This window comes from Paracoccus sp. TOH, from assembly GCF_030388245.1.
GTDB lineage: Bacteria > Pseudomonadota > Alphaproteobacteria > Rhodobacterales > Rhodobacteraceae > Paracoccus > Paracoccus simplex.
The window spans coordinates 1,680,720-1,701,282 of the sequence record NZ_CP098360.1 but is presented as its reverse complement, the minus strand read 5'-3'; the positions used below and the strand labels follow the sequence as shown (position 1 = coordinate 1,701,282).

The following is a 20,563-nucleotide window of genomic DNA, read 5'->3' as shown; positions in this document are numbered from 1 at the left end:
CCGCGGCTCAGCTCAGCCGCATCGCGGCGCGCAACTGCTTCTCGAAGCCGGCATCCAGACGCGGCATGCGCATGTCGCCCTGCGTCGTCTCCATGGCACGCCACAGGCTGGCGACCGTCTGCCAGTCCAGATCCGCCTGGCCCTCGACCGTCTCGACCACCTGCAGTTCGCCGGCGAGCCGGCGGAAGGCGACGCCGCGAAGCAGCGTATTGGCATGGGCCAGCACCTCGTCGGACAGGTCGGCGTCGAACTGCGCCTCGGCCATCGAGAGGAAGCCGCCCAGATCGTTTTCAATGTAGATGTTCTGCGCCTCGATCAGATAGCTTTCGCAGATCGAGAAGCCGAGTTCGCACCAATCCGCGACCGAACCCGAAAAGCTCACGCCCAGCGTCTCGATGCCCGAGACCTGCAGATGCGCAAAGCCGAACTCGCCCGACTCGCGGGCAGCGTTCATCGCGGAAAAATTCAGGACCTTACCGTTTACCAGCATCACTCACCAACTCGAAATTGAGAACATTTAATAAAATGCAATTAACGCGTTTCGCACGCGGATTGCCAGTTGCCCTTTGGGACAGGTCAGGAAATGGCCGGATTACTGCAATCAATTTATTGATATTGCTGTATTTCCTTATGAACTTCCAGAGTGGTTCCGCTAACAGCCTCAGGTTGCGGATGGCCGTCGTTAACCTGTTCCGGTCAGGGCAGCATGATTCCCCGATGCGCGCCGGCATATATCCGGCCGATGGTCGCAAACAGCTTGGCTCAGCAATCTGTCGGCGTCCGCTTCATGGGCCGTATCATGGGCCATGCCCGGACGCCGGGACAAGAGGCGGCATCGTCAGAATGCCCAAGAACGCGCTTTGCCCGCTGTTGCGCGAACCTTACCCGACCCTCAGCCCGGCGTTGATCGCCGTCTGCCGGACCGAGGGCACCAGCCCCAAACGCTTGTCTCCCGAGTTCTCCGCCTTGCAGATCAATTGTTGCGCGGCCTCGTGGTCGCCGCTGCGGATCAGCAGGTTGACCAGCATGCCGAAGAACCGCTTCGATGGCGCAATGGCGAGGCTCTTTTCCAGTTCGGCCCGCGCGGCTTTCCTGTCGGTCCGGATAAGGCTGCGGCCAAGCTCGCCATGATAAATCGCCGTTCCTTCGCCGGGAGGGTCGAAAGGAATGATCGCGTCATGCTCGATGATTCCCAGGACCAGCGGCTTCAGCAGCCGCGCCTGCGACAGGGTGACAAGCACGGTATGGCCGGCATAGGGCACCTCGACCGGCCGAAGATTGGGATAGGCCGGCGCCACCAACTCGCGGATGAGATGCGTGTCATTGCGGATATGCGGGTCGTAGATCACCACCGGGTCGTGCCGCGACAGGGGCCCGTCCTTGATGTCGCCATGGGTCACCGGCAGATCCTCGTAGGCCCGCAGCTTCAGCGGCCGCCAGGCGGGCAGCATCGGCGCCGCGGCGATCATCCGCGCATCGACCGCGCCGCCGTAATAGAGCGCCGCATAGGCCCCAAGGCTGGATCCATAGGTCACCACGTCCCGGCCGGCGCAGACCGGCCGCACGACGGTCTGGAAGTCCTGGATCGACAGGCCCTGGAATTGCGTGCCGTGCCGCTGCGCGACATAGATGGTGTCCCAGCCATGCTCCAGGCAGAAAGGCGTGCCGAAACCGTCGTCGGCAAGGCCGGATGGCTGCCCGCCGAAGGTGATCACGATCCGCTGGCTGGGTTGGGCGGAAGCGACATGCAGCGTGATCCGGTAATCCGCATGATCCGCCAGCACGGTCTTGCAAGCCATCGACTCCCTCCGGTTGTGCGCGGGCAGACAATACAGCAGCGCGCGCGGGTGGCAACTCGGCTCGATAGGGTTGGGCGGGCGGGCGAAAGGCGCGGCGCCCTGCCCTTCGCGCGACGGCGCTTTCGGCGCGTGTCGGCACCTCGCGCGCCGAAAGCGCTGCCCGTGGCTCCTGCGCAGCACCATGAAGGCTGGCCCCAAGCCCTTCGCGCAGGCGACCGCGCGATTGACGAATCCCTTCGGCCCTTCTAGAACAAAAGAAGAACATAATGGCTGAACCATGTCCGCTCGCCCTTTCCCTTCCGGGGTGGCGCCTTTCGGACGGGCGCTAGTCCCCGCGGCGCCGCAACCGACCGCGCCGACCCTGTCCGAAGCCTTCGGCACCCGCCCTCTGGCGGGCGCGGCTTCCGGATTCGTGCTGGCCGCCCTGCCGCCGGGACTGGTGCTCTGGGCGCAGGACCGGCTGAGCCGGGCCGAGTTCGGCGCCCCCTTCCTGCCCGGCATGGGCCGCGACCTGCTGCGGCTGGACCTGTCACGCCCGGCCGATGTGCTGGCCGCGCTGGAGGACGGGCTGCAAGGCCGCGCCCTGGCCGCCGTGGTGGGCGAGATTCATGGCTCCCCTTCGGCGCTGAACTTCACCGCCAGCCGCCGCCTGGCGCTGCGGGCCGAGGCGGCTGGCCTGCCCTGCTGGCTGATCCGCCATGCCGCGCCGCCCGAACCCAGCGCGGCGCGGATGCGCTGGCGGCTGACGCCGCTGCCCTCGGCCCCCGACCCGGACGACCCGCAGGCGCCGGGCGATCCGCGCTGGCTGGCGGAACTGTTCCGGGCGCGCGGCCGGGCGCCCTCGACCTGGGTGGCGCGTCATGACCGGGCGGCGGATCGTCTCGATTTCTCTGCCCCGCCTCGCGATCGAGAGCTGGCTGAGCCGCGCCGCGCGCCGGGGCGACGCCTGGCCTGAGCAGATCCCGCTGGCGCTGGCCGCGCCCGGTCCGCACGGGCCCGTCATCCATGCCGCGAACCGCGCCGCCGAACGGGCCGGCGCCCGCATCGGCGCCCGCGCCGTGGACAGCCGCGCCATCTGCCCGGCCCTGCGCATCGAGCCGGCCGAACCCGACCGCGATGCGGCAAGGCTGGCGCGGCTGGCCTTCTGGGCGCGGCGCTGGGGGCCCTTCAGCACGCCGGACGGCGATGACGGCCTCATCCTCGACACCACCGGCGCCGCGCATCTGTTCGGCGGCGAGGCGGCGCTGCTGGCCGGGATCCAGGCCGGTTTCGCCCGCGCCGGGCTGACCGCGCGGCCGGCGCTGGCGCCGACGCGCGGCGCGGCCTGGGCGCTGGCCCGCTTCGGGCCCGAGCGGGCGCTCTGCACCGATCCGCTGCCGGCCTTGGCGCCGCTGCCGGTCGCCGGGCTGCGGCTTTCGGGTGAAACCCTGCTGCTGCTGCGCCGGCTGGGGCTCAAGACCATTGGCGATCTGGCGGCGCTTCCGCGGCTGTCGCTGATGCGCCGCTTTGCCCGCGCCGCGGCGCAGGACAATCCGCTGATCCGCCTCGACCAGGCGCTGGGGCGCGCGGCCGAGCCGCTGGACGCGCCCGAGCCCGCACCGGCATTCGCCGCCGAGGCCCGGCTGGCCGAGCCGGTGATGGACCCCTCGGACTGGCTGCCCGGGCTGCTGGAGACGCTTTGCGCGCAGATGGCGGCGGCGGATCGCGGCTGCCGGCGGCTCTGCCTGTCGGTGTTTCGCGTCGATGGCGAACGGCGCGACATCCGCGTCGCCATGGCGGCGCCCACGCGCGAACCCGGCCATCTGCTGCGCCTGTTCGACGGCCGGCTGGAGCGGCTGGACCCCGGCTATGGCTTCGACCTGATCCGCCTGGCCGCCGAGGCCGTCGAGCCGCTGGCCCAGGCCCAGCCCGGCCTGGACGGCGCCGCACCCCAGGGGCTGGCGCTGGCGCGGCTGGTGGACCGGCTGGCGGCGCGCTTCGGCACGGCGGCGATCAGCCGCCCGCTGCCGCGCGAAAGCCATGTCCCCGAACGCGCCCAGACGCCCGGCCCGCCGCTGGCCACCATCCCCGTCCCACCCGCCCGCCCCGAGCGGCCGATCCGCCTGCTGACCCCGCCCGAGGAGATCCGCGTCCTGTACGCCATCCCCGAGGGGCCGCCGGCGCAGTTCCTCTGGCGCCGCCAGACCCTGCGCATCGCCCGCCATGCCGGGCCCGAGCGCATCGCCCCGGAATGGTGGCACGACCGCCCCGGCACCCGGCTGCGCGACTATTTCCGCATCGAGGACGACAACGGCCTGCGGCTGTGGATCTATCGCGAGGGGCTGGTCCATGACGGCCGCGGCGGCACGCCGCGCTGGTTCCTGCACGGGATCTTCGCCTGATGCCCGACCATCATGCCCGCCCCGAGATCCCGCTGCCCCCGGTCGAGCACCCGAACCCGCCCGCGGATTACGTCGAGCTGGCGGTGACCAGCGCCTTCAGCTTCCTGCACGGCGCCTCGCACCCGCGCGAGCTGGCGCTGGCGGCGCATCTCATGGGCTATGACGCGCTGGGGATCGCCGACCTGAACAGCCTGGCCGGGGTGGTGCGGCTGTATGCCGCGGCCAGGAAGCTGCAACTGCGCCCGGTGATCGGGGCGCGGATCGTGCTGGCGGACGGCACCGCTTTCCTGGCCTATCCGACCGACCGCGCGGCCTATGGCCGGCTCGCCGCGCTGATCACCAAGGGCCGACGGCACGATCTGGACGGGAACTGGCAGCAGAAGGGCCGTTGCGACCTGAGCCTCGACGATCTGGCCGGCCATGCCCGGGGGATGCGGCTGATCTGGCTGCCGGGCAAGGATCTTGCCCCCCTGCCCGACCTTGCCGCGCGGCTGCCGCAGCTCACGCATGTCGCGGCCAGTTGGCTTTACCGCGGCGACGACCGGGCGCGGATCAACCGCCTTGACCGGGCGGCGCGGGCGGCGGGCCTGTCGATCGTCGCGGTGAACGACGTGCATTACCACGCCCCCGAGCGCCGGCCGCTTCAGGACGTGATGACCTGCATCCGCGCGGGCACCACCATCGCCCGGGCCGGGCTGCTGCTGGCGCAGAATGCCGAACGTCACCTGAAGCCCCCGGCCGAGATGGCGCGGCTGTTCGCCGACTGGCCCCATGCCATCCGCGCCACGCGCCAGATCGCCGACAGCTGCCGCTTCTCGCTGGACGAGCTGCAATACGAATATCCCCGCGAAAGCGTGCCGCCGGGCCTGACCCCGCAGCAGCATCTGGAAAACCTGACCTGGCAGGGCGCGGCCTGGCGCTATCCGGCGGGCGTGCCCGGGAAGGTCCGCGCCACGCTGGAAAAGGAACTGGCGCTGATCGGCGGGAAGAAGATCGCGCAATATTTCCTGACCATCCACGACATCGTCCGCCATGCCGAAGACCAGGGCATCCTGAACCAGGGCCGCGGCTCGGCGGCCAATTCGGCGGTCTGCTACGTCCTCGGCATCACCCCGGTCGATCCCGCCAAGCATGAGCTGCTGTTCGAGCGGTTCATCAGCCAGAACCGCAAGGAGCCGCCCGACATCGACGTGGATTTCGAGCATGAGCGGCGCGAGGAGGTCATCCAGCACATCTACAAGCGCTACGGCCGCCACCGCGCCGGACTTTGCGCCACGGTGATCCATTACCGCCCGCGCAGCGCCATCCGCGAGGTCGGCAAGGTCATGGGCCTGTCCGAGGACGTGACCTCGGCCTTGGCCGATACGGTCTGGGGCAGCTGGGGCAAGGACATCTCCGCCGCCTCGGCCGATCAGGCGGGACTGGACCTGGACGACCCCTTGCTGCGGCGCACGGTCCGGCTGGCCGAGGAAATGATCGGCATGCCGCGCCACCTGTCCCAGCATGTCGGCGGCTTCGTGCTGACCGAGGGGCCGCTGTCCGAGACCGTGCCCATCGGCAATGCCGCCATGCCGGAGCGGAGCTTCATCGAATGGGACAAGGACGACATCGACGAATTGCGCATCCTCAAGGTCGATGTGCTGGCGCTGGGGATGCTGACCTGCATCCGCAAATGCTTCGAACTGGTCCGGGTGCATTACGGCAAGACACTGACGCTGTCGGATTTCGACCGGGACGACCCGGAAACCTATGCCATGCTGCAAAAAGGCGACAGCATCGGCACCTTCCAGGTCGAAAGCCGGGCGCAGATGGCCATGCTGCCGCGCCTGAAGCCCAAGGAATTCTACGATCTGGTGATCCAGGTCGCCATCGTCCGCCCCGGGCCGATCCAGGGCAACATGGTCCACCCCTATCTGCGCCGCCGGGCCGGGCTGGAGACGGTCGACTACCCCGGTCCCCGGGATGGCGACCCGGACGAGCTGAAGAACATCCTGTTTCGCACCGAAGGCGTGCCGATCTTTCAGGAACAGGCGATGAAGATCGCCATGGTCGCGGCGCAATTCTCTCCCGACGAGGTGGACGAGTTGCGCAAGGCCATGGCCACCTTCCGCTCGCGCGGGACCATCGGGCGATTGCAGGGCCGCATGGTCGGCAAGATGGTCGAACGCGGCTATGATCGCGAGTTCGCCGAGCGCTGCTTCAACCAGATCAAGGGCTTCGGCGATTACGGCTTTCCGGAAAGCCATGCCGCGGCCTTCGCGCATCTGGCCTATGTCTCGGCCTGGTTGAAATGCCATCACCCGGCCGCCTTTGCCGCGGCGCTGCTGAACAGCCAGCCGATGGGCTTTTACGCGCCCGCCCAGATCGTGCGCGACGCCCGCGACCACGGCGTCGGCGTGTTGCCGGCCGATGTGAACATCAGCGCATGGGACAACACGCTGGAGCCCTGCGACGGCAGTTTCGCCCTGCGCCTCGGCCTGCGCCAGATCGACGGGCTGTCGAAACCGCTGGCCGAGCGCATCAAGAAGGCGCGGCGAAGCGAACCCTATGCCGACCTGGCCGATCTCAAGACCCGCGCCGGGCTCGATGCCCGGGCCATCCGGCTGATCGCGGCGGCGGATGCGCTGCGCTCGATGGGGCTGGACCGGCGGGCGGGGCTGTGGCAGGCGCGGGCGCTGCGCGATGCGCCGGACCTGCCGCTGTTCGGACGCCGCGACGAGGGGGCCGAGCCCGCCGTCACCCTGCCCGCCATGCCGCTTTGCGAACATGTCACCGCCGATTACCAGACGTTGCGGCTGTCGCTGAAAGCGCATCCCATGGCCTTCCTGCGCCGCAGCCTGACGGCGCAGGGCTATGTTTCGGCCGCGGACCTTGCCGCCCTGCCGAACCGGGCCAGCCTGCGCATGGCCGGCATCGTGCTGGTGCGCCAGCGCCCCGGCAGCGCCAACGGCACCTGTTTCGTCACGCTGGAGGACGAGACCGGCGTGGCCAATCTGGTGATCTGGGAAAAGACCTTCGCGCAGTTCCGCAAGGTGGTGATGACCGCCCGCCTGCTCGAGGTCCAGGGCCGGCTCCAGCGCGCCGAGGGCGTGACCCATATCGTCGCGCATGGGCTGGGCGACCGGTCCGACGCGCTGCTGCGCCTGGCCGGAGAGGCGCCGGCCGCGCTGCCCCAGCCCCGGCCCAGCCATCCGCGCCAGGTGCGCATCCTGCCCAGATCGCGGGATTTTCACTAGCCGGCCGGGCCAGCGCGCCTTGCAGCGGCAGAAACGGCTGGAGCCGCGCGGGCCTTGCCCCCGAACCGGCTTTGCCTGCGCGCGCAAGCGCAAGCCCGGACGGCCGCCTTCCCCGCCCGCGGGCAGGGCTTGCCGCGCATGCCAGCCGAAGCCCTGGCAAAGCCGCGCCGGATCGGGCCCGCGACCTGATCCGCGACCCTGATCCGCGCCCATGCGGAAACCGCGCCCCTTGCGGGACGCGGTTCCAAAGTTCTTCCGTCAGGGGCAGATCTTACTTGATCTTGCCTTCCTTGTACTCGACATGCTTGCGCACAACCGGGTCGTATTTGTTGACCGTCATCTTTTCGGTCATCGTGCGGGCGTTCTTCTTGGTGACATAGAAGTGCCCGGTCCCGGCGCTCGAGTTCAGACGGATCTTGATCGTCGTCGGCTTCGCCATCTGTTTCGCTCCTGCTGCGGGGCAAAGACGCGTGGCGCGGACCCCGTGGAATTCTCTTGAAGCCCGCCTTTTAGCGGCAGAACCGACGGAGTCAACCGGGAATCGGCCGGAAATCGGCGGCTTCGCGGCGAAAAGCGCCTGGCCTGGAACGGACCGCCGGACGCCCTGCCGGACGCCCCGCAGCCGGCCGTATCGGCGGGATGCGGGGGAAATTTGCGCGGATGGCCTGTAAGCCGGATTTTGTTCCGGGGTCGCCCCCTTCGATGACCATTCCTCTGGCCCCGCCATTGCTGACGGGATCTAGCTGCCAACCCGGACCTGCTGGGGCGAAGGCGGCCCTGTCTTGCGACGCGCGGTCCCTATTCGGCATTGCTCCCGGTGGGGCTTGCCGTGCCGGGCCTGTTGCCAGCCCCGCGGTGGGCTCTTACCCCACCGTTTCACCCTTGCCCATGCGCGCATGGGCGGTCTGTTCTCTGTGGCGCTTTCCCTGGGGTTGCCCCCGCCGGGCGTTACCCGGCACCGTACCTTCATGGAGTCCGGACTTTCCTCGACGTTGCCGCCGCGGTCATCCGGCCATCCGCGCAGCAAGGCAGATAGAACCGGTGGCGGCCAAGGTCAAGCGCCGCGCCGGTCGCGCCGCCGCAGGGGTATTGAAGAAACGGTGAAAGGGTCAGGCTCGCGTCCAGCCCCGCGCGCTCCGGAGCCGCGATCCTCGATCCAGCCCGGCGGCACGCCAACCCGCGACGCCGCCTCGTGTCCCAGGGGCGTCAGCGCCTATCCCGCATGCGGCGGCACGGTCCGGACGACGGCCGCATCCCGTCGCGGCTGATCGGCCGGCCGATCGCGACGCTGGCCGAGGCGGTGTGCGCCGCGCTTCAAAACGGCACGTCGTCCAGCCCGCCCGCCTGCGCTGCGGGCTGCACATAGCCCGCCTTGATGGTCCTGAAACCGGTGGAAAACTCGACGGTCAGCGTGTCCTCGGCGATGCCCATGATCGTGCCGTTGCCGAACTTCTGATGGAACACCCGGTCGCCGACCGCAAACCGCGCCGCCGGCTCGGCGTCGATGACGACCGGCGTGCGGTGTACGGGCTGTGTACGCTCTGCGGACCGCTCCTGCATGCGTTTCCAGCCCGGCGAATTATAGACATCCGCCCGCGCCGCGCGCTCGTGCATCACCGATTGCGCAAAAGGCTGCGCCGCCGCGCCGTAGCCGCCGCCATAAAGGCCGGGCGGCGTCAGCACCTCGACATGATCCTCGGGCAGCTCGTCGATGAAGCGCGAGGGCAGCGAGGACTGCCATTGCCCATACATGCGGCGGTTGCCGGCGAAGCTGATCGTCACCAGTTCCTCGCCGCGGGTAATGCCGACATAGGCGAGGCGGCGCTCCTCCTCGAGCCCCTTCATGCCGCTTTCGTCCATGCTGCGCTGGCTGGGGAACAGCCCGTCCTCCCAGCCCGGCAGGAAGACGACGGGATATTCCAGCCCCTTGGCGGCATGCAGCGTCATGATCGAGACCTCCTCGGACTGCTCGCCCTTGTCATTGTCCATGACCAGCGCGACATGTTCGAGGAAACCCTGAAGGTTTTCAAATTCTTCCAGCGCCTTTATCAACTCTTTCAAGTTGTCGAGCCGTCCCGGCGCATCGGGCGACTTGTCGTTCTGCCACATGGCGGTATAGCCGGATTCGTCCAGAATCCGCTCGGCCAGCTCGACATGGCGCACCCGGCTGTCCAGCGCATCGGCATGCCAGCGGCCCATGGCCTCGGTGAACTGCCGCAGCGCCCCGGCACCCTTGCCGCCAAGCGCGCCGGCGGCCACGGCCGAGGCCGCGCCCTCCAGCAGCGACAGGCCGCGGTCCCGCGCCTCGCGCTGGATGGTCTGCACCGCCTTGTCGCCGAGGCCGCGCTTGGGCACGTTCACGATGCGCTCGAAGGCCAGGTCGTCGGTGGGGCTGACCACCAGCCGGAAATAGGCCATGGCGTCACGGATTTCCTGGCGTTCGTAGAAGCGCGGGCCGCCGATCACCCGATAGGGCAGGCCGATGGTCATGAAGCGGTCCTCGAAGGCCCGCATCTGGTGGCTGGCCCGCACGAGGATGGCGATGTCGTTCAGGCTGCGCCGGCCGACGCTGTGGCGGTGGCCGCCGTGGAAAGCCTCGATCTCCTCGCCGATCCAGCGCGCCTCGGCCTCGCTGTCCCAATGGCCGATCAGCCGCACCGGCTCGCCTTCGGTCGCGTCGGTCCACAGCGTCTTGCCGAGCCGCCCCTTGTTGGCCGCGATCAGCCCCGAGGCGGCGGCCAGGATATGCGGGGTCGAGCGGTAGTTCTGTTCCAGCCGGATCACCTGGGCGCCGGGGAAATCGCTTTCGAAGCGCAGGATGTTGCCGACCTCGGCGCCGCGCCAGCCATAGATCGACTGGTCGTCGTCGCCGACGCAGCAGATGTTGCGATGCGCCTGCGCCAGCAGCCGCAGCCACATGTATTGCGCGACGTTGGTGTCCTGGTATTCGTCCACCAGGATATAGCGGAACCGGTCCTGCCAGGTCCGCAGCACGTCGGGATGCGCCTGGAACAGGTTCACGCAATGCATCAGCAGGTCGCCGAAATCGACCGCGTTCAGCTCGAGCAGCCGGCGCTGATAGGCGGCGTAAAGCCGCCCGCCGCGGCCGTCGAAGGCGCGCTCCTCGCCCCGGGGCAGCCTGGCGGGCGACAGGCAGCGGTTCTTCCAGCCGTCGATCAGATGCGCGAGCTGCCGGGCCGGCCAGCGCTTTTCGTCGATATTCTCGGCCTGGATCAGCTGCTTGAGCAGCCGGATCTGGTCGTCGGTGTCGAGGATGGTGAAGCTGGGCTTCAGGTGCAGCTCGGCATCGCCGATCAGTTCGGCATGGCGGCGCAGGATCTTGACGCTGATCGAATGGAAGGTGCCAAGCCAGGGCATGCCCTCGACCATCTCGCCCAGCAGCCGGCCGATGCGGTCCTTCATCTCGCGCGCGGCCTTGTTGGTGAAGGTCACGGCCAGGATCTGCCCCGGTCGTGCCTTGCCGAGATTCAGCAGATGCGCGATGCGCGTGGTCAGCGCCCGGGTCTTGCCGGTGCCGGCGCCGGCCAGCAGCAGCACCGGCCCGTCCAGCGCCTCGACCGCGTCGCGCTGCGCCGGGTTCAGCCCGTCCAGATAGGGCGCCGGCCGCGCGCCCAGGGCGCGTTGCGAAAGCGGCACCGGCGCGGCTGCGGCCTCGAAGGCATCCGAGTCGTCGAAATTGCTCATGCCCGCACCATAGCCGCTGCCGGCGCGTCGGGAAAGCCCGTGTTCACGCCTTGTTCACATCACGCCCTGAGGCCGGCGAAGATCGCGGGGTCCAGGCTGGCATGGGCGAAGGTCTCGCCCTGGGTCAGCACCGAGACCGCGTCATGCGAATGCAGCGATTCCTGGTGGCTGGCGACGACGCGGAAATCGCCGATGCGCGGCTCGGCCATCAGTTCGGCGGCAAAGGCGCGCACCGCGTCCTCGACGAAGATCGGGTTCGCGGCGTTCAGCTCGGCGAAGGCCTGCTCGTCCTCGCGCTTGACCATGACCTGGGTTTCGGTGGCGACGGCGCGGCGGCACAGCGCCACCAAGTCCTCGAACCACAGCGTGTCGCCCTGCATCACCACCGAGATCCGGGCGATGCTGCGCTGCGAATGCGGCGTCGCCAACTGGCCGCGCATCTGCCGGGCGTGCTCGCTGAGTTCCAGCGAGCAGGGGCATGTCGAGGAATAGACATAGTCGAAATGCATGATCCGCAGCCGCTGCCCGGCCTTTTCGACCAGTTCCAGCGCGATGTCGTAATATTGCCAGCCCGACAGGCCCGAGCGCAGCGATTCGACCTGCATCGGGTAGCTCAGCCGCATCTGGATGCGGGCGTCGATGCTGTCGAGGTCGGATTTGTAGTCGTCCAGCGCCGCCTGCAGCACCCCCATCGAGAACTGCTTGTCCGCATGGGCGTAGAACGAGCGCATGATGCGGCTCATGTTGATACCCTTGCGGTCGGCTTCCAGGCTGACGGTGCCGGTGACCGAGGTCTCCAGCGTGATCTCGCCGCCATGATCGGCCGAATCGGGGCGGGTCTGGTAGCGGATCGGCAGGCGGAAATTCGAGATGCCGACATGCTGGATCGGCGCGCGGGCGCCGACGATCAGGCTGGCCGGACCGTTCTGCAGGTCCGGCAGGCTGGCCTTGTAGCGGTCATCCACCCGGAAATCGGCCGGATATTCGCGGTTCAGCGCCGGATAGGCGCGGTCGGTGGCAACGGGGCGGGCCTCGGTCATGGTCGTCCTCGCTTGGCGGTCGGCAACAATTTGGGGACTCGTGACCGGAAAGGAAAGAGGCACCCGGCAACTTCGGGTGCCAATGTGTCAGCTTAGCGACTGGCGAAGGTCCGCGATCAGGTCTCCGGCATCTTCGAGTCCGATGGACAGGCGCAGCAGGCCGGGGGTGATGCCGAGACCCGAACGCACCTCCTCGGACAGGCGCTGGTGGGTGGTGGTCGCCGGATGGGTGACGATGGATTTCGCGTCGCCCAGGTTGTTCGAGATCTGGAAGACGCGCAGCCGGTTCATCGCCGAGAAGGCCGCCTCCTTGCTGCCCAGATCGACCGCGACCATGGTGCCGCCCGCCCCCATCTGCCGCTGCACCAGATCGTGCTGGGGGTGATCGGCGAGACCCGGATAGAGGATGCGGGCGACCTTGGGCTCCTGCTTCAAGGCGGTGGCAAGGCGCAGGGCGCTTTCCGTCTGGGCACGCACGCGCAGCTCCATCGTCGCCAGCCCGCCCAGCATCAGCCAGGCGTTGAAGGGGCTGATCGCGCCGCCGGTATGTTTCAGATAGGGTTCGGCCACCTGGCGCACGAACTGCCGGGTGCCGCAGATCACCCCGCCCAGGCAGCGGCCTGAGCCGTCGATATGCTTGGTCGCGGAATAGACCACCACGTCGGCGCCCTGCGCGACGGCGCGGGAATAGACCGGGGTGGCGAAGACATTGTCCACCACCACCAGCGCGCCGACCGCATGGGCCAGCTCGGCCACGCCGGCGATGTCCACCACCTCCAGCGTCGGGTTCGACACCGACTCGAAGAACACCGCCTTCGTGCCGGGCCGGATCGCGGCGCGCCATTGTTCCAGCTCGGTGCCGTCGACATAGGAGACCTCGACCCCGAAGCGGGCCAGAACGTCCAGCACGTAGAGGCAGGAGCCGAACAGCGCCCGCGACGAGACGATGTGATCGCCCGGCTTCAGGAAGCACATCAGCGCCCCGTTGACCGCCGCCATGCCGCTGGCGGTGGCGAAGGCGTCCTCGGTGCCTTCAAGATTGGCGATCCGGTCCTCGAACATGCGCGAAGTCGGATTGCCGTAGCGGGCATAGATGAATTCGTCCGGGCCGGCCTTGATGAAGCGCGCCTCGGCCTGCTCGGCGCTGTCATAGGAAAAGCCCTGGGTCATGAACAGCGCCTCGGCCATCTCGCCATACTGGCTGCGACGGATGCCGTGATGAATGGCGCGGGTGCGCGGCTGCAAGGGCTGGTTCGACTCCTGGGACTTCGACTCCTGGGACATGGCTCGCTCCTATGGTCAGAAGCTCCGGTTACTCCCGCCCGGACAACCGCGCAAGGGCGCAGCGGGCGCTATTCGCCGTCGCGAGGCTGCGCGTGGCGCTCGAACAGCCGGGCATTGGCGACGAAGAACACCACCATGATCGCCGGCAAGCCGAAGGTCTTGAAATTGACCCAGGCGGTTTCCGACATCAGCCGCCAGACCGCCTCGTTCGCGGCGGCCAGGCCCAGGAACAGCGCCGCCATCCGCAGCGTCAGGATGCGCCAGCCCTCGGCACTCATCGGCAACGCCTCGGCCATGACCAGCTGCAGCCAGTTGCGGCGCAGCGCCAGGCTGATGCCCAGCAGGGCAGCGAAGATCAGGTAGATGATCGTCGGCTTCATCTTGAAGAATTTCGGGTCGTTCAGCCAGACCGACAGCCCGCCGAAGACCACCACCAGCACCAGAGTGGCGATCTGCATCGGCGACAGCCGGCCGGTCAGCCGCCACAAAGCCAGCGTGGTCAGCACCAGGACCGGGATGAAGACCAGAGTCGCGAGGATGAAGCCGGAATATTCCCGCCCCGCCAGCGTGACCGCATGGTCGCGAAAGCGCGAGAAAACGAGGAAGAACAGGATGAGCGGGCCGAATTCCAGCGCGGCCTTGAGCCAGGGATTGATCTTGCGGGCTTCGGTCAAGGCAGCTTCCTCTCATGCCGGGGTGGCGCGGTTTTGCCCCGGGCGCGGCCGCGACGCAAGCGGCGCGCGTCAGTCCAGCCGGATCGCCGCCAGGATCGGCCCGCTGGCCGAGCGGGGATCGCCCGCGCCCAGCTCCTGCGCCAGGATGGCGTGGCGGGTATCGGCGGGGAAGGCGTCGCCGCTGCGCGGATCCGGCTTCACCGTCAGGCGCAGCGGCGCCCGGCCATCCCATTCCGCGATGCGCTCGGCCGCCAGCACGACATTGCGATAATCCAGCGCGATGCCGCGATTCTCGCCGGCCTTGATTTCGACCTTTCGTGCCGGCGCATAGCGCACCAGGATGATCGCCACCCGGTCGCGGATGGCGCCGCGCGGTGTCAGCTCGATGCGATAGCCCCCTTCTTCGCGGTTGCTGGAGGAGACCATGACCATCGGCGGGCGGGCCATCTGCGCCTGCAGCAAGCCCATCAGTTCGGCCGGGCGCAGGGCGATCAGCGTGTCGGTACCGCCCACGACCATCTGCGGGGTGTAGATGGCGCGTTCGCCCGATTGATGCGCATAGGCCTGCTGGCGGCGGGTGAATTCGGGGCGGGCGAATTCGTCCGCCCAGCCGAGATAGTCCCAGTAATCGACATGCCAGGACAGCGCCAGCACATCCTCGCGGTCGGCGAGGTCGGCCAGCATCTCGTCGGCGGGCGGGCAAGAGGAACAGCCCTGCGAGGTGAACAGCTCGACCACCACCGGCGGATGGTCGATGGGACCGAACATCCGCCGCGCCTGCACCTCGGCGAAGGAGGCCACGCCCGGCGCGGCGAAATCGCTGACCTGCATGCCCGGCGGCAGCAGCTCGGCAGGCATGCCGGGCAGGCCCTCGGGCGCCTCGATCAGGCCGATCACCCCGTCATCCGCCGGTTCCGGCTCGGCGGCGGCGGGGCCGGTAGCGGCAAAGGGGTCGGTGACGGCATCGGCATGCGCGGGCCCGCCGGCCGGGGCGTCCAGTCCGGTCCAGCCCGACTCGGGCCCAAGACCCGCCGCGGGGCCGGACTGCGGCGCCGCGGAAAACCCTGACAGGCCGGGATCTGCCGCCCCGCCCAGCCCGGCGTCCTGCGCCAGCAGCGGGCCACCCGCCCCCATCGCCATGATCCAGGCCGCGCAGGCCATGCCCAGAAGCCGGGCCGGCCGGCCCTGTCGCCCCCGAGATGTCGTCTTGTCGCGCGTCACCGCCATATTCCGTGCATTCCCGGCCCTTCCGATCCCGCCCCAGCTAACCCGCCGGCCGCGGGAACGACAAATCAATGGTTTGTTAGCACCGCGTTCCCTCGGCGTGACCGTGATGGAAAGCCCACATCTTGCAGTCGCAGCAAAAAATTGGCATACAATGGCATACAACGCCTGTCCCGCCCCCTTGAACCCCATCCGGAAAAGGGGCAAATGGCAGGCAGCACCGCCATTCAGCCACCTTTTTCAAGGATAGGGAGCCGAGTCATGCCCATCGAAACCGGAACCGACACCGCAAGGACGCGCCGCCAGCTCGAGGTGGGCGGCGCATCCTATGCCTATTACTCGATCGACGCCGCGACGGAAGCGGGACTGGGCGATTTCTCGAAGCTGCCGGCTTCGCTGAAGGTCGTGCTGGAAAACCTGCTGCGCTTCGAGGATGGCGGCCGCACGGTCAGCGTGGACGACATCAAGGCCTTTGCCGAATGGGCGGAAAAGGGCGGCCAGAACCCGCGCGAGATCGCCTATCGCCCGGCCCGGGTGCTGATGCAGGACTTCACCGGCGTTCCGGCGGTGGTGGACCTGGCGGCGATGCGCGACGGCATCAAGGCGCTTGGCGGCGACCCGCAGAAAATCAACCCGTTGAACCCGGTGGACCTGGTCATCGACCATTCGGTGATGATCGACGAGTTCGGCACCCCCCGCGCCTTCCAGCGCAACGTCGAGCTGGAATACGAACGCAACCTGGAACGCTATACCTTCCTGAAATGGGGGCAGAACGCCTTCAACAATTTCCGCGTCGTGCCTCCGGGGACGGGCATCTGCCACCAGGTGAACCTGGAATACCTGGCCCAGACCGTCTGGACCGATACCGACCAGAAGGGCGAAACCGTCGCCTATCCCGACACGCTGGTCGGCACCGACAGCCACACCACCATGGTCAACGGCCTGGCGGTGCTGGGCTGGGGCGTCGGCGGCATCGAGGCCGAGGCGGCGATGCTGGGCCAGCCGATCTCCATGCTGATCCCCGAGGTGGTCGGCTTCAAGATCACCGGCGCGCTGCGCGAGGGCGTGACCGCCACCGACCTGGTGCTGAAGGTCGTGCAGATGCTGCGCAAGCACGGCGTGGTCGGCAAGTTCGTCGAATTCTACGGCGACGGCCTTGACCACATGCCGCTGGCCGACCGCGCCACCATCGCCAACATGGCCCCCGAATACGGCGCCACCTGCGGCTTCTTCCCGATCGACAACGAGACCCTGCGCTATCTGCGCCAGACCGGCCGCGACGAATCCCGCATCGCCCTGGTCGAGGCCTATGCCAAGGAGAACGGCTTCTGGCGCGGCGCCAATTACGCGCCGGTCTACAGCTCGACGCTGGAACTGGACCAGGGCGATGTCGTCCCGGCGATCTCGGGGCCCAAGCGGCCGCAGGACCATGTGGCGCTGACCGACTCGGCCTTCGAGTTCCGCAAGTATATTTGCGGCACCCGCAAGCTGCCCGAGCCCACCGTCACGGCCGAGAAACGCTGGAACGGCGAAGGCGGCGCCCCCGCCCCCAGCGACCTGCCCGGCCATCACGAGGGCTACAAGTCCGGCGCGGTCGAGGGCCAGGATTACCAGCTGCACGACGGCTCGGTGGTGATCGCGGCGATCACCTCCTGCACCAACACCTCGAACCCCTATGTGCTGATGGCCGCGGGCCTGGTCGCCCGCAAGGCGCGCGCGCTCGGCCTGACCCGCAAGCCCTGGGTCAAGACCTCGCTGGCCCCCGGCTCGCAGGTAGTGGCGGAATATCTGGAAGCGGCGAACCTGCAGGACGACCTGGACGCGCTCGGCTTCAACCTGGTCGGCTTCGGCTGCACCACCTGCATCGGCAACTCGGGGCCGCTGCAGCCGGAAATCTCGAAGTCGATCAACGAGAACGACCTGGTGGCGGTCTCGGTCCTGTCCGGCAACCGCAACTTCGAGGGCCGGATCTCGCCCGACGTGCGCGCCAACTATCTGGCCTCGCCGCCGCTGGTCGTCGCCTATGCCATCGCCGGCGACATGAACATCGACCTGACCACCGAACCGCTGGGCCATGGCAAGGACGGCCAGCCGGTGTTCCTCAAGGACATCTGGCCCACCTCGAAGGAAGTCGCGGAACTGGTCGAGACCGTTGTCACCCGCGAGATGTTCCAAGAGAAATATGCCGACGTCTTCAAGGGCGACGAGCGCTGGCAGGCGGTCGAGGTCACCGACAGCGAGACCTATGACTGGCCGCCCAGCTCGACCTATATCCAGAACCCGCCCTATTTCCAGGGCATGTCCAGGGACAAGGGCGCGATCCACAACATCCACGGCGCCCGGGTCCTGGCGCTTCTGGGCGACATGATCACCACCGACCACATCTCGCCGGCCGGCTCGTTCAAGCCGACCACGCCCGCGGGCAAATACCTGACCGAGCGCCAGGTCGCGCCCAAGGACTTCAACAGCTACGGCTCGCGCCGCGGCAACCACGAGGTGATGATGCGCGGCACCTTCGCCAACATCCGCATCAAGAACGAGATGCTGGACGGCGTCGAGGGCGGCTATACCAAGGGCCCGGATGGCGGCGAGACCTCGATCTACGACGCCGCCATGGCCTACAAGGCGGCCGGCATCCCGCTGGTCGTGGTCGGCGGCATCGAATATGGCGCCGGCTCGTCGCGGGACTGGGCGGCGAAGGGCACCAACCTGCTGGGCGTCAAGGCGGTCATCGCCGAGAGCTTCGAGCGCATCCACCGCTCGAACCTGGTCGGCATGGGCGTGATCCCCTTCGAGTTCACCGGCGGCGACAACCGCAAGACGTTGGGCCTGACCGGCAACGAGGTGATGTCGATCGACGGGCTGGAAGGCGATTTCAAGCCGCTGTCGCTGGTGCCCTGCACCATCCGCTATGCCGACGGCAGCGAGAAGGTGATCCAGATCAAGGCCCGCGTCGATACCGAGGTCGAGATCGAATATCTCGAAAACGGCGGCGTGCTGCACTACGTGCTGCGCAACCTGGCCCGGGCCTGATCCGCATTCCCGGCATGCGCAACGGGCCGTCCCTTCGGGGGCGGCCTTTTCGCTGGCGGACCCTTGCGGAACGAAGACGCCGGGGCGCCTGGCAGAGCCCTTGCAGGAATATTCGGGAACGGTCGAAGGCGCCGGCCTATTCCTCGGCGCAATACCACATGCTTCCGCCGACGGCGGCCGAGCCGATCACCATCGAGCCGACCGCCACCGGCGAGGCGGCCATGCCCATGGCCGCCGCCCCCGCCGCCTCCAGCGTGCCGACCATCTGGCCCGAGCCCGCCGCCAGGATCGCGGCGCCGGGCCGCTGCGTCACCGCGTCATAGCCCGCCACCGCCAGTGCATTGGCATTGCGGAAGGTCGCCTGCCGCGCCGAATTCACCCTTTCGCAGAAGGTCTTGCGGCACAGCGCATTGCTCTTGCGCGGGCCTTTCTGCGCGCCGATATAGGTGTCGTTCTGCTTGTCCCAGAGCAGGCAATAGCTGCCGTCATCCCCCATGGCGTTGCGCCGCAGGATCTCGCGCAGGGTGACATAGCCGGGGCACGAGATCCGCCCCCAGCCCGAGAAGTTCTTCTCGAGCCGGCCGACATTCTCGCGGAATTCGGCATCGCGGACATAATTGATCTCGGTCTTCTCGCCGGCGATCGAGGTCTCGCAGGTCCAGAGCCGCTCGTCCCTTGCCGGCTTTTCCTGCGCCACGGCAGGCGGCGCAACTCCCAACACCAAAGCCACAACAAGCCCGCGCATCGCCTTCTCCATGTCCTTTCCGCGTCCTCTTCGCGCGGCCGTTTTCGCCAAAGCGCCGCCGCCATGCAAGCCGCCGGACCCGGGCTTTCCGGATTGTGAACGGGTGATCCGCCTCACCGTTTTCCAAATACCCCGGCGACGGCGCGGCAAAAGAAAAGGCCGCCCCCGAAGGGACGGCCTGAAAACGCTGCGATCCCGGAAAGGATCAGTTCTTCGCGTAGAATTCGACGACCAGGTTCGGCTCCATCTGCACGGCATAGGGCACGTCGCCCAGGGCCGGAGTGCGCACGAAGGCCGCGGTCATCTTGTTGTGGTCCACTTCCAGATAGTCCGGCACGTCACGCTCGGCCAGGCCCACGGCTTCCAGCACGATGGCCAACTGGCGCGACCGCTCGCGGATCGAGACGACATCGCCTTCTTTCACGCGATACGAGGCGATGTTCACGCGCTTGCCGTTCACCTCGACATGGCCGTGGTTCACGAACTGGCGGGCGGCGAAGATGGTCGGCACGAACTTGGCGCGATAGACCACCGCGTCCAGGCGGCGCTCCAGCAGGCCGATCAGGTTCTCGCCGGTATCGCCCCTGACGCGCTCGGCCTCGGCATAGATGCGGCGGAACTGCTTCTCGGTCAGATCGCCGTAATAGCCCTTCAACTTCTGCTTGGCGCGCAGCTGGGTGCCGAAATCCGACAGCTTCTGCTTGCGGCGCTGGCCGTGCTGGCCGGGACCGTATTCGCGCTTGTTCACCGGCGACTTGGCGCGGCCCCAGATGTTCTCGCCCATGCGGCGGTCGATCTTGTACTTGGCAGCGGTGCGTTTGGTCATCGCTGATCTCCTTCTTGTCAGTTGTCGAAGGGCGTTGTCCTTTGGCATAATGCCCGACAGGGTTCCCCTTGCGGGGTCCACCAACACCAATGAAGCGGCGCTTATAGCCGCCCCGCGCCCGGTGTCAAGCACCCCTTGAGCGGCGGCTCCGTTGCCCCTAAATGAAAGGCAGCGAACAGAAAAGGCCCGAGATGTTTTCGATCCCCGGCAAGTCCCCCGTCACCATCACCCAGGCGGCCGAGCGGCAGATCGCCCGGTTGATGGCCGCGAAATCCGCCAGCGGCCTGCGCATCGGCCTGAAAAAGGGCGGCTGCGCCGGCATGGAATACACCATGGAACTGGCCGAGGCCGCCCAACCCGGCGACGAGGTCGTCGAACAGGGCCAGGCCCGGGTGCTGATCGCCCCCACCGCGCAGATGTTCCTGTTCGGGACCGAGATCGACTATGAGACCGGCATGCTCGAATCCGGCTTCAAGTTCCGCAATCCGAACGTGACCGACGCTTGCGGCTGCGGCGAATCGGTCAGCTTCGCCCTGCCCGGCAGCGCCGCCCGCGCCTGAGTTTCGCCGCGTTAGCGCACCCATCCTTGATCCGCCCCGGCAGCCGGCCTAAGCCC

At 68.0% G+C, this 20,563-nt stretch carries 14 protein-coding genes, 1 other RNA gene and 1 pseudogene; 5 read left to right on the top strand and 11 right to left on the bottom strand.

Going from position 1 to position 20,563, the window contains the following annotated elements:
* Positions 1-7: 7 nt before the first annotated feature.
* Both NBE95_RS08485 and NBE95_RS08480 read right to left on the bottom strand, forming a co-directional pair.
* A complete protein-coding gene (locus tag NBE95_RS08485) occupies positions 8-490 on the bottom strand; it encodes a hypothetical protein (protein WP_289893465.1) in 483 nt (160 codons plus the stop codon).
* Between the two features lie 391 nt (positions 491-881).
* Positions 882-1,799, bottom strand: coding sequence for a hypothetical protein (locus NBE95_RS08480; protein ID WP_289893464.1), 918 nt, complete (start codon positions 1,797-1,799; stop codon positions 882-884).
* A gap of 277 nt (positions 1,800-2,076) precedes the next feature.
* On the opposite strand from NBE95_RS08480, the gene NBE95_RS08475 reads away from it, so the two are divergent.
* Genes NBE95_RS08475 through NBE95_RS08465 form a run of 3 tightly spaced genes read left to right on the top strand, consistent with a single transcriptional unit; the run spans position 2,077 to position 7,416 of the window.
* The gene (locus NBE95_RS08475) at positions 2,077-2,754 is read left to right on the top strand and encodes a hypothetical protein (RefSeq protein ID WP_289893463.1); all 678 of its coding nucleotides are present in this window, start codon (positions 2,077-2,079) and stop codon (positions 2,752-2,754) included.
* The gene (locus NBE95_RS08470; RefSeq protein WP_289893462.1) at positions 2,660-4,180 is read left to right on the top strand and encodes a DNA polymerase Y family protein; all 1,521 of its coding nucleotides are present in this window, start codon (positions 2,660-2,662) and stop codon (positions 4,178-4,180) included. The genes NBE95_RS08475 and NBE95_RS08470 overlap by 95 nt, the downstream gene beginning before the upstream one ends.
* On the top strand, positions 4,180-7,416 hold the full coding sequence (locus NBE95_RS08465) for an error-prone DNA polymerase (RefSeq protein WP_289893461.1): 3,237 nt from the start codon (positions 4,180-4,182) through the stop codon (positions 7,414-7,416). Before NBE95_RS08470 ends, NBE95_RS08465 begins: the two co-directional genes overlap by 1 nt.
* Positions 7,417-7,687: 271 nt before the next feature.
* Here NBE95_RS08465 and rpmG read toward each other — a convergent pair whose 3' ends face one another.
* The 7 genes and pseudogenes from rpmG to NBE95_RS08430 all read right to left on the bottom strand — a co-directional run bounded on the left by rpmG (position 7,688) and on the right by NBE95_RS08430 (position 15,346).
* Positions 7,688-7,855: a 50S ribosomal protein L33 gene (gene rpmG, locus NBE95_RS08460; protein ID WP_101752137.1), complete on the bottom strand. Its 168-nt coding sequence runs from the start codon at positions 7,853-7,855 to the stop codon at positions 7,688-7,690.
* A gap of 213 nt (positions 7,856-8,068) precedes the next feature.
* Positions 8,069-8,436: RNase P RNA component class A (gene rnpB, locus NBE95_RS08455), an RNA gene on the bottom strand.
* 294 nt (positions 8,437-8,730) lie between these two features.
* Positions 8,731-11,121: a UvrD-helicase domain-containing protein gene (locus NBE95_RS08450; RefSeq protein ID WP_289893460.1), complete on the bottom strand. Its 2,391-nt coding sequence runs from the start codon at positions 11,119-11,121 to the stop codon at positions 8,731-8,733.
* Between the two features lie 59 nt (positions 11,122-11,180).
* Positions 11,181-12,125, bottom strand: a pseudogene (gene folE2 / locus NBE95_RS08445) (GTP cyclohydrolase FolE2); the annotation flags it as partial.
* A 123-nt stretch (positions 12,126-12,248) separates the two neighbouring features.
* The gene (gene metZ, locus NBE95_RS08440) at positions 12,249-13,445 is read right to left on the bottom strand and encodes an O-succinylhomoserine sulfhydrylase (protein ID WP_289893458.1); all 1,197 of its coding nucleotides are present in this window, start codon (positions 13,443-13,445) and stop codon (positions 12,249-12,251) included.
* 68 nt (positions 13,446-13,513) lie between these two features.
* Complete coding sequence (locus NBE95_RS08435) at positions 13,514-14,119, bottom strand: inner membrane-spanning protein YciB (protein ID WP_289893457.1); 606 nt, start codon at positions 14,117-14,119, stop codon at positions 13,514-13,516.
* A gap of 69 nt (positions 14,120-14,188) precedes the next feature.
* Complete coding sequence (locus NBE95_RS08430; protein WP_289893456.1) at positions 14,189-15,346, bottom strand: DUF1223 domain-containing protein; 1,158 nt, start codon at positions 15,344-15,346, stop codon at positions 14,189-14,191.
* A gap of 258 nt (positions 15,347-15,604) precedes the next feature.
* On the opposite strand from NBE95_RS08430, the gene acnA reads away from it, so the two are divergent.
* Positions 15,605-18,376, top strand: a complete 2,772-nt coding sequence (gene acnA, locus NBE95_RS08425; protein ID WP_289893455.1) for an aconitate hydratase AcnA — start codon at positions 15,605-15,607, stop codon at positions 18,374-18,376.
* A 136-nt stretch (positions 18,377-18,512) separates the two neighbouring features.
* Here acnA and NBE95_RS08420 read toward each other — a convergent pair whose 3' ends face one another.
* On the bottom strand, positions 18,513-19,121 hold the full coding sequence (locus tag NBE95_RS08420) for a hypothetical protein (protein WP_289893454.1): 609 nt from the start codon (positions 19,119-19,121) through the stop codon (positions 18,513-18,515).
* Positions 19,122-19,326: 205 nt separating this feature from the next.
* The gene (rpsD, locus tag NBE95_RS08415; RefSeq protein WP_289893453.1) at positions 19,327-19,947 is read right to left on the bottom strand and encodes a 30S ribosomal protein S4; all 621 of its coding nucleotides are present in this window, start codon (positions 19,945-19,947) and stop codon (positions 19,327-19,329) included.
* A 191-nt stretch (positions 19,948-20,138) separates the two neighbouring features.
* On the opposite strand from rpsD, the gene NBE95_RS08410 reads away from it, so the two are divergent.
* Positions 20,139-20,507 carry an iron-sulfur cluster assembly accessory protein gene (locus NBE95_RS08410; protein WP_289893452.1) on the top strand — a complete coding sequence of 123 codons (369 nt, stop codon included), beginning with the start codon at positions 20,139-20,141 and terminating at the stop codon, positions 20,505-20,507.
* The last annotated feature ends 56 nt before the right edge of the window (positions 20,508-20,563 follow it).

Bases quoted from the DNA above. Each gene is read 5' to 3' on its own strand.
- rpmG (WP_101752137.1), bottom strand. From the start codon at position 7,855: ATGGCGAAGCCGACGACGATCAAGATCCGTCTGAACTCGAGCGCCGGG.
- rpsD (WP_289893453.1), bottom strand. From the start codon at position 19,947: ATGACCAAACGCACCGCTGCCAAGTACAAGATCGACCGCCGCATGGGC.
- NBE95_RS08420 (WP_289893454.1), bottom strand. From the start codon at position 19,121: ATGCGCGGGCTTGTTGTGGCTTTGGTGTTGGGAGTTGCGCCGCCTGCC.
- NBE95_RS08475 (WP_289893463.1), top strand. From the start codon at position 2,077: ATGTCCGCTCGCCCTTTCCCTTCCGGGGTGGCGCCTTTCGGACGGGCG.
- acnA (WP_289893455.1), top strand. From the start codon at position 15,605: ATGCCCATCGAAACCGGAACCGACACCGCAAGGACGCGCCGCCAGCTC.
- metZ (WP_289893458.1), bottom strand. From the start codon at position 13,445: ATGTCCCAGGAGTCGAAGTCCCAGGAGTCGAACCAGCCCTTGCAGCCG.
- NBE95_RS08470 (WP_289893462.1), top strand. From the start codon at position 2,660: ATGACCGGGCGGCGGATCGTCTCGATTTCTCTGCCCCGCCTCGCGATC.
- NBE95_RS08430 (WP_289893456.1), bottom strand. From the start codon at position 15,346: ATGGCGGTGACGCGCGACAAGACGACATCTCGGGGGCGACAGGGCCGG.
- NBE95_RS08465 (WP_289893461.1), top strand. From the start codon at position 4,180: ATGCCCGACCATCATGCCCGCCCCGAGATCCCGCTGCCCCCGGTCGAG.
- NBE95_RS08410 (WP_289893452.1), top strand. From the start codon at position 20,139: ATGTTTTCGATCCCCGGCAAGTCCCCCGTCACCATCACCCAGGCGGCC.
- NBE95_RS08485 (WP_289893465.1), bottom strand. From the start codon at position 490: ATGCTGGTAAACGGTAAGGTCCTGAATTTTTCCGCGATGAACGCTGCC.
- NBE95_RS08480 (WP_289893464.1), bottom strand. From the start codon at position 1,799: ATGGCTTGCAAGACCGTGCTGGCGGATCATGCGGATTACCGGATCACG.
- NBE95_RS08450 (WP_289893460.1), bottom strand. From the start codon at position 11,121: ATGAGCAATTTCGACGACTCGGATGCCTTCGAGGCCGCAGCCGCGCCG.